12 protein-coding genes and 1 other annotated feature (1 of these 13 only partly in view) are annotated in these 12,168 nt (G+C 46.9%); of the genes, 5 read left to right on the forward strand and 7 right to left on the reverse strand.

Annotated features, from left to right (window positions below; all coding sequences use genetic code 11):
* Positions 1-65: 65 nt before the first annotated feature.
* Together A0126_RS13925 and A0126_RS13930 are read right to left on the reverse strand one after the other, a co-directional pair.
* On the reverse strand, positions 66-2,174 hold the full coding sequence (locus A0126_RS13925; RefSeq protein WP_088838120.1) for an MMPL family transporter: 2,109 nt from the start codon (positions 2,172-2,174) through the stop codon (positions 66-68).
* Positions 2,175-2,242: 68 nt separating this feature from the next.
* Complete coding sequence (locus A0126_RS13930; RefSeq protein ID WP_088838122.1) at positions 2,243-3,043, reverse strand: hypothetical protein; 801 nt, start codon at positions 3,041-3,043, stop codon at positions 2,243-2,245.
* Positions 3,044-3,151: 108 nt separating this feature from the next.
* Between A0126_RS13930 and A0126_RS13935 the strand changes: the two genes are divergently transcribed.
* Positions 3,152-3,325: a YycC family protein gene (locus A0126_RS13935; protein ID WP_088838124.1), complete on the forward strand. Its 174-nt coding sequence runs from the start codon at positions 3,152-3,154 to the stop codon at positions 3,323-3,325.
* Between the two features lie 63 nt (positions 3,326-3,388).
* Here A0126_RS13935 and A0126_RS13940 read toward each other — a convergent pair whose 3' ends face one another.
* Both A0126_RS13940 and pulA read right to left on the reverse strand, forming a co-directional pair.
* A complete protein-coding gene (locus A0126_RS13940) occupies positions 3,389-3,871 on the reverse strand; it encodes a hypothetical protein (protein ID WP_029331967.1) in 483 nt (160 codons plus the stop codon).
* Positions 3,872-4,008: 137 nt separating this feature from the next.
* On the reverse strand, positions 4,009-6,018 hold the full coding sequence (gene pulA / locus A0126_RS13945; protein WP_088838125.1) for a type I pullulanase: 2,010 nt from the start codon (positions 6,016-6,018) through the stop codon (positions 4,009-4,011).
* 106 nt (positions 6,019-6,124) lie between these two features.
* On the opposite strand from pulA, the gene A0126_RS13950 reads away from it, so the two are divergent.
* Complete coding sequence (locus A0126_RS13950) at positions 6,125-6,619, forward strand: YajQ family cyclic di-GMP-binding protein (protein ID WP_029331969.1); 495 nt, start codon at positions 6,125-6,127, stop codon at positions 6,617-6,619.
* Between the two features lie 48 nt (positions 6,620-6,667).
* On the opposite strand, the gene A0126_RS13955 is transcribed toward A0126_RS13950, so the two are convergent.
* Positions 6,668-7,450, reverse strand: a complete 783-nt coding sequence (locus A0126_RS13955) for a 3-hydroxybutyrate dehydrogenase (RefSeq protein ID WP_088838127.1) — start codon at positions 7,448-7,450, stop codon at positions 6,668-6,670.
* A 115-nt stretch (positions 7,451-7,565) separates the two neighbouring features.
* On the opposite strand from A0126_RS13955, the gene A0126_RS13960 reads away from it, so the two are divergent.
* From A0126_RS13960 to A0126_RS13970, 3 genes are all read left to right on the forward strand, one after another.
* Complete coding sequence (locus A0126_RS13960) at positions 7,566-8,450, forward strand: LysR family transcriptional regulator (RefSeq protein WP_088838128.1); 885 nt, start codon at positions 7,566-7,568, stop codon at positions 8,448-8,450.
* Between the two features lie 86 nt (positions 8,451-8,536).
* Positions 8,537-8,947 (forward strand): carboxymuconolactone decarboxylase family protein, encoded by a 411-nt coding sequence (locus A0126_RS13965; RefSeq protein WP_088838130.1) that lies wholly within the window; start codon positions 8,537-8,539, stop codon positions 8,945-8,947.
* 63 nt (positions 8,948-9,010) lie between these two features.
* Complete coding sequence (locus A0126_RS13970) at positions 9,011-9,604, forward strand: metallophosphoesterase family protein (protein WP_088838131.1); 594 nt, start codon at positions 9,011-9,013, stop codon at positions 9,602-9,604.
* 64 nt (positions 9,605-9,668) lie between these two features.
* On the opposite strand, the gene A0126_RS13975 is transcribed toward A0126_RS13970, so the two are convergent.
* Both A0126_RS13975 and argS read right to left on the reverse strand, forming a co-directional pair.
* Complete coding sequence (locus tag A0126_RS13975) at positions 9,669-10,274, reverse strand: hypothetical protein (RefSeq protein WP_088838133.1); 606 nt, start codon at positions 10,272-10,274, stop codon at positions 9,669-9,671.
* Between the two features lie 29 nt (positions 10,275-10,303).
* Positions 10,304-11,986, reverse strand: a complete 1,683-nt coding sequence (gene argS, locus A0126_RS13980; RefSeq protein WP_088838135.1) for an arginine--tRNA ligase — start codon at positions 11,984-11,986, stop codon at positions 10,304-10,306.
* A 56-nt stretch (positions 11,987-12,042) separates the two neighbouring features.
* Positions 12,043-12,168 (reverse strand) — a binding site (T-box leader) (it continues 95 nt past the right edge of the window).

Raw genomic sequence — 12,168 nt, forward strand, 5'->3', positions numbered from 1 at the left:
TCGTCAGTATACGCTCGGACTTTTCAAAATGCCTAATGATGTGCCTAGCCAATCTGCTCGCTTGTTTAGTGGAGCTTCGTTTGACGTTTCCGTCGACCGCCCGGCCACCACCAGTTCCAGTGTCCGAATAACTTCATCAAGGCTGGAACTAACAGCATCCGAACAATCGTCGCATCGATGAAGATCGCGAGCGCAATCCCGACACCGAGTTGCTTAATCGGGCTGACACCCGTGAAGGCAAACGCTCCCGTGACGACGATCATGATCAAGGCAGCCGATGTGATGATTTTACTTGTCTTCGCAAGCCCCATTTCCGTCGCGACGTCATTGTCACCCGTCTCGTCATAATATTCTTCCATCCGTGAAACTAAGAATACTTCATAGTCCATCGATAGACCGAATACGAGCGAGAAGATAAAGACCGGCGTCAAAATGCCAATCGTTTCTGCCGGAAAAACGAGTCCTGATTCAAATAAAATGACGAGCAATCCGAATGTCGCACCGAGACTGAGTAAGTTCATCAAAATCGCTTTAATCGGAATTAAGATCGAGCGAAACGCAATCAATAAAATCAAGAACGTCGCGAGTAACACGACACTGAGCGCAAGCGGCATCTTGTCATAAATCTCATCGTAGATTTCTTGATTGAATGCGGCAGGACCACCAATCGTAAAGCCCATTTCCCGGACTTTCCTGACCCAGTCCTGCGAGGCTTGATCACCGGGGTCACCGGCTAAATTGACGTTCACCCGGGCGACGTCCGCGTCAAACGCAATCCAAGGGGTCAACTGTTGTTTCGCCTGCTCGATTTGAACGGCTTGCTGCAAATCGAGTCCGTTCTGCTCGGCTAAGGTCGCGCCGGAAATTACTTCTTTCACACCGCTATCTGCTTGAAACTGTCGTGTCGCGTCCTCGAGACGACTGAGTCCTGCTTCAGACGAAAAGTCCCCCTCGACTAAGACGACTGCGTCGGTCCCGTCATCCCCAAACGTTTTTTCCCATGACTCAAAAGCAAGCCTTGATGCATAATCTTCCGGCAGGGCACTCGCTTGCGGAATGTTCAACTCCAAGTCACGCAATGGAATCAAGCACGGGACGAGTAATATCAATGAAAATACCGTAATCGCCACAGGACGCTTCATGACGAAGCGCGCCAGATTCCGCCAGCGTCGTTCACCACGATCCGAGCCGGACTTAAAGATCCGTCCTTTTTCTAATCCTGCACCGAACAGTGCGAGTAAAGCAGGGAGTAACGTGATGGCACTAATGACGGCACCCAGTACCGAGACGAGCGTCCCGATTGCGACCGCTTGAAAGACATCGACATCGATGACTAACAGACCAGCGAGCCCGACAAAGACGCAAATCCCAGAAAATAAAATCGAACGACCGGCTGTCGCGACAGAGACTTCTGCTGCCCGCGCAATCGAATACCCCTTGCCCTGTTCCTCTCGAAAACGATTGACGTAAAGCAGTGAAAAATCGATTCCGAGCGCGAGTGAGATCATCGCGACGGCGTTTAGAACGAAAATCGATAACTCTTGTTGTCCCGCGACAAAATAGAGAATCCCGGCACCGAAGATGAACGTAACGAGTCCCATGATGAGCGGTAAGACAGCTGCCAAAGGGGTCCCGAAGACGATAAGTAAGACAAGTAAAGCCGCTGGAACACCAATCAATTCAGCACGAACCAAGTCGTTTTTCGAGGCCGTATTCAAGTCGTCGACGATCAGTGGTTCTCCAGTTAGACGGACAGTTACATCACTCGGAACATCCAGCTTGTTTTCGATGGCTTTTGCCCATGTCCGTTCGATGTCCGGTGTCCCGACCGTAAGATATCCTTTGCCGTCCCGAATCGCTTGTGGATTTTCGGTTGGTCCAACGACCTGTCCGACTCCTTTGATGTCACGAAACAACGTGACATGCCGCGTCATTTCTTTGCGAATCGTTTGTTCATCCCCTTCAAACAAGACGATGATTTGATGGGGGTCTTGCTTAAATTCTTGTTCTAACACCTGCTCCACTTGTTGAAATTCCCCATCACGGGTGAAGCCGTTCCCTTTCAATTGATCGGGTAACTGAAGGGCGAAATACCCAAGGACAATCAGTGCAATCAACCAGACGAGACTGATGCTTTTTCGAAAACGAACAATCTTCTGACCAAGACGTTCCATCTGTCGACTCCTCCTTTTTTCTACTTAGACAGCAAAAACATCCTTCGTACGACCGACAAAGGATGTGTTTACGTCTTGTGAAAAATTTGAACCCACGTGTTTCCGAAATTCGGTGACGTCGAAACGATTGCTAGTCGTCTTGCCTGTTCGTCAAGCAACAGACTTTTTAACAATACGGACGACTGACACCCTTCAAATTTAAACTTTAATTGTTTATCCTCATAGAGGTAAAATCGTGTCGCATCTGTGACAGAAAACAATTGTTTCTGACTATCGACGAGTGAATATTCTTCATAGTCCGAGAACGGGATGACTTGTTCTTCTTGCTTGACCGCATCCCAAATGACGTATCGCGTCTGATCGGGATCGTACGAGATGATCGTCGCCGGCGCAATAAATCGTTCGAACGTCAATTGTTCATTGTATCCACGCTCGACGATGCGCCCTAATAAAGGGGCTTCTTCATAGTCTGAAAAAGTTCCTGCTTCCGTCATCAAATCAAAGCGGACGATATCCGTTTCCGCTGCGTATAAGAACAGTTGATTGCCACTCCACTCATACAGGTTACTAAACCAAGCATCCGCCCAGATATCCGGGCGATTCATATATGTTATCTGACCATTCTTTAAATCAAGTAATCCGAAGACAATCGTTTCTTCGAAGACGATGAACGCACGACTTCCATTCGGTTCGAGGTACCACGTGAATGGAACATAAGCACAGGCTGTTTCCCAAACTATTTTTAAATCCGCATCGCATTTCGTAAATCCTCCTTGCTCTCGAAACAAGACGAATTCCTCTCCTACTCGTTCAAATAACGATACCGATTCATGGAGCAACAGCTCAGCCGCTGGTTTATACATATACATCACTTCCTACCTCCTACGGTATCAACCTTCTTGATTTCTAGCTACTGTCGATGCGCTCACGTTGTATGTCTTGTATACTAGAACCAATCATCAAAAGGAGGATTTTTCATGAAACCATTACAACTTTCTGCTGATACGGCAGTCGAGCTCGCGAAGCGTCTGAATGTACCACTCGAACAATTGATGCATATGCCGCGTCACATCTTAATCCAAAAGTTAGTCGAACTCGAGAGCGAACAAGCGGATGCTGCAACTGAATCAAGTGATGAGGAGACAAACTGAGCTCCACTTCTGACAAGCAGCACTCCAATCCGTACGAAAAAAAGAGGCGCTAGGCCTCTTTTTTTACGCTTGCGGATTATACTCCGACTTGCCGTACCGAAAGACATTGACAATTGCTTTCCCATCACTCGGATATCCATTCGGATGATCGATCGGAAAGAGTGAAAAGAAAACAAAGTAGAAGGAGAAATAAGCGAACTGATACGTAAAGATCGATGCTTCGAACACTCCGGCATAAATCAATCCGTTGACGATTAAAATACCTGCAACGTTCGCTAACGAACCACCCAAGTACACCATGATGTTCGTAAATTTATTTTCATGCCGGAGTGCCTCATACTGGCACCAGCCATCCCAAAAGTAAATTCGATTCAAACGAATCGGTCCGACACGTACCAATGACTTGCCTGACCCAATATTGATCTCCATATTTCCTCCGAACAATCGTGCGAAGAAATAATGCCCCATTTCATGAATTAATGTCACAATCGGTAATAACAGAAAAAACGATAAGAAAAATTTCCAGATATCATCAAATCCAAACATGCTGACGCTCCCTTTCAGAAAACTAATCCTCTAAATACTACTTAATCTATTTTCCCGCATCAGATGAATTAAAACTGGATTATCTAAAAAGAATTAATACGAAAAGATGACAGCCGCAACGCGACTGCCATACTAGGTTACTCTTTTTTTCGACGTTTGTTTGCTGCATATAAGAGACCGATGATCGTCAATGCCGCGCCACCCGCGACCGCATACTTTTTATAGTCTGCTTTTCGCTCGGCCACTACGGTCGTTGTCAGTGCCGGAACTAATAATTCCCGTTCCTCGTGCAGACGAGGCGCATGAATTTTGACTGCCCCGTTTTCGACAAGCACTTCGAACTCACCACTTGGCAATTCAATCGTTACGTCTTCATCTGTCGCATTATGATAGACGCGTTGCCGCTCGACGTAACCTTCATACGTCCGCTTCAGCTCATATGCAATGATGCCTTCCCCTTCTTCTAGGAAGCGGAGATGTTTGCGAATCATCGCTGTATTTTCAAGGCGGAACATCGGATATTGACGACGCATCGCTATCAACCCTTTGACATATTCAACGGAAGAACTGAATGTCTCTGCCCGTTCATAATCAAGCCGATTCACGACTTCTCCCGCATTGAAACTATCACGAATCCCATCCTTCGTCCGGAAGAACTCTTGACCCGCGTGGAGGAACGGAATCCCTTGTCCCGTCAAAATGATCGCATTGGCAAGCATTTGACGCTTACGTCGTACTTCATCCGTATCCTCCGGGCGTGAGACAGAGAGCTTGTCCCAAACTGTTAAGTCGTCATGCGCTTCGACATAGGAGACGACTTGGTTCGGCTCATCCGCAAAGCCTTGCGATGAAACGTTCCCGGCAATCCCGCGCTTGACTTCATTCGTCCGATCGAACGCCCCACTGATAAAGCCGCGGTTCTCCGGTGTTTGGACATCTCCTTTTAACCCGTCACGCAAGCCGTTATTAAAGTGTGCAATCCCCGGCATCTGCAGGGCATTGAAATAGTTCGCTTTTTGGTCGAGCGGTAACGGTGTATCAAGATCCCAGCCTTCACCGATGATTAAAATTGACGGGTCGATTCGATCGAGTGCATGACGAACTTGGTTCATCGTTTCGATATCGTGGAGTCCCATCAAGTCGAACCGGAATCCGTCGAGATGATACTCTTTTGCCCAGTACGTCACGCAATCGATGATGAATTTCCGCATCATGAAACGCTCAGAAGCTGTGTCATTGCCACAGAAACTACCATTCGAAAGCGTTCCGTCTGCCGCTTGACGGTAAAAGTAACCCGGAACGAACTGACCAAGCGGAACCTTTTCTGCTTCATAGGTATGGTTGAAGACGACATCCATGATGACTCGGATTCCACGGTCATGCAGTGCCTGGACCAATTCTTTGAGCTCACGGATGCGTGCTTTCGGATCATCTGCGTTTGATGAATAGGAACCTTCCGGTGCAAAGAAATTGACCGGATCGTATCCCCAATTGTAATTATCCGGATCGTTTGGTGCTGCTTCGTTGACCGAACCGAAATCATAGATAGGAAGTAATTGGACGTGCGTCACACCTAAATCAGCTAAGTAGTCGAGTCCCGTCAATCCACCATTTTTCGTCCGCGTACCTGCTTCCGTCAATCCGCGGAACGTACCTCGTTCGACCACACCACTCGCCGGATGACTTGTCGCGTCGCGAACGTGCAACTCATAAATGACAGCATCTTGTGACGAATGGAACATCGGTCGCTCCTCAATCCAACGGTCCGGTTGTACGTTGGACGGATCGATTAATGCACCACGCTTTCCGTTCGTTCCGACTGCTTTTGCATAAGGGTCGACCGCTTCGACTTTCTGACCGTCGACGATGGCTTGAAATGTATAAAAATAACCTTCATACACAGCACGATCGAGTTCTGCGACGAATGTCCCCCGTTCAGCGGCTGACAGTTCGACTTCCTCTACTTTTCTTGCACGCAGCGTCCGGTACAGACGGATGACCACACGTTCCGCCGTCGGTGCCCACAATCGAACACGAATCGTCGTCTCTTCAAAAGTCGCACCCAAGTCCATTCCTCTATAGGCATAACGCTCATCCATCTCCTTTGGCGTGAGCGTCAACATATCTGCTGTTTGTTTCAAAGCCATGCACCCCTTTCATTTCATGGTATTCATTATAACAAAATTTCAAAGTGGTGGACGCTTCCGCTGTTCCTCTCTAAAATAGAGAATAGAACGAAAGGGGAGATGCCATATGGCAGCAAAAGATAATTCATTTGATATCGTGTCACAAATCAACATCGAGGAAGTCAAAAACGCGATGCAAGTCGCACTGAAGGAAATTACGAACCGCTTTGATTTTAAAGGTTCGAAGAGTGACATGAAACTTGAGAAAGAGGATTTAATCCTCATCTCGGATGACGACTTTAAACTCGATCAAGTCAAAGACGTCTTGACGACGAAGTTGATTAAACGCGAAGTCCCGACAAAGAACTTACAGTATGAAAAAGTCGAACAGGCAGCCGGGAACACAGTCCGTCAACGTGTCATCCTAAAGAGCGGAATCGACCGTGATGATGCGAAAAAAATCAACAATGCCGTCAAAGAATCCAAATTAAAAGTCAAAACGCAAATTCAAGATGACCAAATCCGTGTCACGGCTAAATCGCGTGATGACTTGCAACAAGTCATGCAGATCGTCCGTGAGTTACCATTATCTGTCGACGTCCAGTTCATCAATTTCCGTTAAGCAGCAAAAATCCCTTTCTCCAAGTCGGAGGAAGGGATTTACTTATGCTCATTGCGCTGTATATCCACCATCAAGGACGACGGCTTGACCTGTTACGCCAGCTGCTTTATCACTTGATAAGAAAATTGCATAATCTGCGATTTCTTTCACTTGCAACAAACGCTGTTGTGGGACGAGCGGGTAGATGACTTCTTCTAAGACAGACTCAAGTGGTACGTTCCGCGTTTCAGCGAGTGAAGACAATTGTTTTTGGACGAGTGGTGTATCGACGTAACCCGGGCAAATCGCATTGACCGTAATACCGGATGTCGCACCTTCAAGTGCTGCTACTTTCGTTAAGCCAATCACGCCATGTTTCGCACTGTTGTATGCAGTTTTCCCGGCAAAGCCAATCAAACCATTAATGGATGACATGTTAAGAATCCGTCCGAATCCTTGTTTTTTCATAATCGGGAACACGTATTTCGTATAGAGGAATGGTGCCCGTAACATGATACTTTGCATCAAATCAAACGTCTCTGTCGAGAAGTCTTCGATGGGTGAGACGTGTTGCATGCCGGCGTTATTGATGACGATATCAATTTTTCCGTAATGTGCCATCGTCTGTTCGATACTCGATTTAATCGCCGCTTCACTCGTTACGTCACCCGCGACCGCAAAAGCGTCAAATCCTTTATCCGTCAGTGCTTCTGCTGCATTTTTCGCTGCCTGCTCCTGCAAGTCGACAATCACGACCTTAGCGCCTTCTTGCGCAAATTCTTCAGCGATTTCAAGACCGATTCCACTAGCTGCTCCAGTAATTAACGCTACTTTTCCTTCAAGTTGTTTCATTTCCATCTACTCCTTCTTTACGGTTTCACTTCTTTTACTGTACGCTTGCAAAAACAATAATAAAAATGAATCCTTATTATGCTATATATAACCATTAGGAATAGGAGGAAATACGATGGATTTTCGACAACTCGAATATTTTACTGAAGTCGCCCGGTTTAAAAGTTTCACGCGTGCTGCCGATTATCTTCATGTCACGCAACCGACTTTAAGTAAGATGGTCCGCAGTCTTGAAGAAGAACTCGATATTGCACTATTTGATCGCAGTAAACGACAAATCGTGTTGACAGACGCTGGTGAAACACTCCTTCTTGAAGGTGAAAAAATCTTACGTCAACTTTCTGATCTCCCCTCTCATCTCTATGACGTAATGCACTTAACAAAAGGAACCATTCGAATCGGACTTCCTCCGTTAATCGGTTCACTCTTTTTCCCCCGTCTGCTGCATCAATTTTCAGAACAGTACCCGATGGTGACAATCGATATTGTCGAGGCCGGCGGTCACGCCTTAGAGAAAGCCATCGTCGCGGGTGACGTCGATTTAATTGCGACCGTCTTTCCTGCAGATGAAAACTTGACGGTTTACCCCTTTATGGAAGAAGAGCTGCACCTGTTTTTACCGGAACAGCATCCGCTCGCTTCACGCGCTTCCATCGCGTTAGAAGAAGTTTCACAGATGCCGTTCGTTTTGTTTAATGAAACCTTCTCTCTCCATAACGTCGTTTTAAACGCCTGCCGGGCAGCTGGTTTTGAACCGACTGTCACACATGTCAGTTCGCAGTGGGATTTCCTTTGTCTGCTCGTCGCAGAAGAAAATGCCGTGACACTTCTCCCCCGTTCGCTCGCAAACCGGATTCAAGTCAACGGGGTCAAAACAGTTCCGTTAGAAACTCGCGTACCCTGGCAATTAGGTGTCGCTGTCCCGACCGGACGTTATCAGTCGTATGTCACACGGGAGTGGATTCGTTTCGTCCAAGATTCTTATTCACAAAAAGAATGATATGTATAAAAACCATGTATTTGTAGCATGGTTTTTCTTTCGTTATGATGGGATGTATCGTTACTTCAGAAAGGAAGTTATTTACTATGTCAACGCATGAAACACGTCACGAAGTCGGTCTCAAAAAATTAAGTGAGTTCACAGATGCGAATTCAGCTCAATCCACACATGATAAAATCTCAGAGTCATTAAAAGACATCGCACCTGCCGTCGGCGAATGGATTACAGATTTTGCTTACGGTGAAGTGTATAGTCGCACTGGACTCGGGAACCGTGACCGTGCACTCGTCACAATCTCGACGCTCGTCACACAAGGAACAGAACCGCAACTTGCCTTACACATCAACACGGGGTTAACAGCCGGTCTCTCAGGAAATGAAATCGTCGAAGCCATCATGCACCTCGTGCCCTATACAGGTTTTCCGCGTGTCTTAAATGCCCTTGAAGTCGCAAAAACTGTTTTCGCAGAACGTGGTATCACTGTCGAAACGGACTAAGCGAACGGAGGATGGACAATGCATCTGGCAGGGTATAATCCTATTACAAGGGAGAGATGCTAGATGCAATATGCACTGATTGCCGATTTGCATAGTTCATTTTCAGATACGCGCGCCGTGCTACAGGATATCCGTAAACGTGCTCCACAAGCGACGATTTTTTCGCTCGGCGACGTCCATGAGTGCCATATCGGCAAAAAGAGAGCGCGTCGTCATACTTTTGAGTCCATCTCTGATGTCGTGACGCTTGATTTCGACTATGTTGCGCTACTTGATTTCGAAACATTACTCGGGAACCAAGAAGAACGGATTTTTTCAATCGTCCCAACCGGCGTATCCGGACTGCTTGACCGACTCCGGTCGGTCCCCCGGACAAAGCAAGTGGGTGACGATGTCCTGTTTTTACACGGTGATCAGTTCGAGTGGAGTTATACGTTAATACCGAACACCTCCCAATTCGAACAACGACTATTGTTTTTCGGTCATAGTCATCAACGTGGTTTGTTTCGCGACGGACGCCGGTTGTCGACGCAACTGGACGTTCCGATTTCCATCAAACAAGAACGATATGCTGTCAATGTCGGTCCTGTTCTCGTCGAGCGAGAATGGTTGCTCTACGACACACAGGAAGAATCCATCGTCTACCGCCAAGCATGATAAAAAGACCCTCGGGTTAAAAGCTGGAGTCATCTCCATGCTTTCATCCGAGGGTCTTTTCTGATTACAGGTAACGGACGAGTGAAGCTTTCACTAAATCGACCTGCGTTAATTCATGTTTCTCGACGAATTTATCGACGACACGACGTACTTCTCCTTGACGACGGACGAAGCTTGTCGGGACCGGTGTTTTGCCGACAAGTTGTTCGTATAACGTCGTCAATTGATGATCATCGATGACGGTTGTCATCGAATCGAGGAACAATAAGACGTGGAGACGGTTGAGATAGTCCCATGGCTTGTCTTCCGACCGGAATTCATTCCGGGCCAACCATTTTTTAAGACCAATCGCATCGATTTCACTGAGTGTTTCCTTCGAACGTGGTGCTTTCCAAAGCGCTAAAAGTTCACCTAATTTTTTACGCGTTTGTTTTTTACCCATGAAAAATTCGAAGTTCACTTTCGTTTCGAGTGCATCTCCACTAACGGGTGCGATTAAATCGGCACCTGGTGCGGTCACGACATCAAAGATGAAGTCGACAGACTCTCCAGGCAACCATGTTGCCACTCTCCCGTGAAAATCAGCGATGAACGCAATCGCTTCTTTCATGTCTTCGTTCTTGATTCGTTCTGCTGCCTGCTGCAACCGTTCGTTTGTTTCTTTATTCATATGCTAACCCCATCTTTAATTTAATTTTATTACATTTCTTCTGGAGCGCCGACACCGAGGAGGCGTAGACCTTCCGTCAATACAATCGTAACCGATTTCACGAGTGCAAGGCGAGATTGTTTTGCCGCATCCTCTTCAAGGACACGTACTTGACCATAATATTTGTTAAAGCTTTGTGCGAGATCAAGGACATAACGGCTGATGATGGATGGTTCACGACGCACGAACGCCCGGTCAATGACTGCCGAGAATTGGTTAAGCATCGAGACGACCCCCCAGGCATAATCGTCAGCACTTCCGTCGAAGGCTGCACCATCATAGCCGCCTTTACGGAGTAACGAGTTGGCACGGGCATTTGTGTACTGAACGTATGGACCCGTCTCCCCTTCGAATTTCAACATCTGCTCGAGATCGAACTCGATATTGTTCATGCGTTCGTTTTTAAGGTCATGGAAGATGACTGCGCCGACGCCGACTTGTTGTGCTGTTTGGTCGGCATTCGCAAGGTTCGGATTTTTCTCGGCGATATTTTGTTTTGCGACGTTGATTGCATCTTGAAGGACTTCCTCAAGCAAGACGATCCGCCCTTTACGCGTCGACATCTTTTTGCCATCTTTCATGATCAGACCGAATGGTACATGGTGCATGCCGTCAACATTATCAAAACCAAGCTTTTTCAAAACCGCAAACAACTGTTTGAAATGGAGCGCTTGTTCTCCGCCGACAACATAAAATGCTTGTTCGAAACGATACGTTTCGAGACGATAGACCGCAGCTGCCAAGTCGCGTGTCGCGTAAAGCGTCGCGCCATCTTTTTTCTTGATTAGCGCAGGTGGCATACCTTCTGCTTCAAGATCAACGACCATCGCGCCTTCAGACTCGACGAGCAGTTCTTTTTCTTCTAATAAGTCAATGACATGCTGCATTTTGTCATTATAGAAGGCTTCTCCGTTCAGGCTGTCGAACTGTACACCAAGCATGTCGTAAACACGGCTGAATTCGACGAGTGAGACTTCACGGAACCATTTCCAAAGAACGGTTGCCTGTTCGTCACCTTGCTCGAGTTTTTTGAACCAGGCCCGACCTTCATCTTCAAGTTCCGGCTTACTTTCTGCTTCTTCATGGAACCGGACATAGAGTTTCAATAGTTCTTTGATTGGCTCAGCCCGGACATCTTCTTCTTTACCCCACATGTTGTAAGCCACCATCAATTTACCAAACTGCGTGCCCCAATCACCTAAGTGGTTGATCCCAACGACCTCATATCCTTTTTTACGTGAAATTTGGTTCAACGCATTTCCAATGACCGTCGAACGCAAATGTCCCATCGAGAACGGTTTTGCGATGTTTGGTGAAGAGAAGTCAGTGACAATCGTCTTCCCATTCGACTCACTTGATCCGTAGTCCGCTTTTTCGTTTAAGACACGATTGACGATTTCTTGCGAGACGACCTCACGGTTCAAGAAGACGTTGACATATGGTCCGACTGGTTGAACGTTCGCAAAGAGTGGATTATCGATTTTTTCAGCGACATCTACTGCAATCATGTTGGGTGCTTTGCGGAATGCTTTCGCCAACAAGAAGCAAGGAAATGCGAGATCTCCGTGGTCTTCATGTTTCGGTTGTTCAATCAGTTGCTCAATTTGTTCAAGTGTCAATGCGTCTCCGATGACTCCTTGTAAAACTTCAGCATATTGTTGTTTGTAGCTCATTGTATTACCTCCAACAGTTTATTTTTTCCAATAAAAAACGCCCTTTGCGCAACTCGCAAAGAGACGGAATGACCGCGGTACCACTCTTCTTGGTGTCGTTTTCGACACCCACCTTAATTGGGGATAACGGGGTTCCCCCGGCTACGCCTGATCGTTACGATTCGGATAGCGTCTCTGAAGTG

This window comes from Exiguobacterium sp. N4-1P (assembly GCF_002214325.1).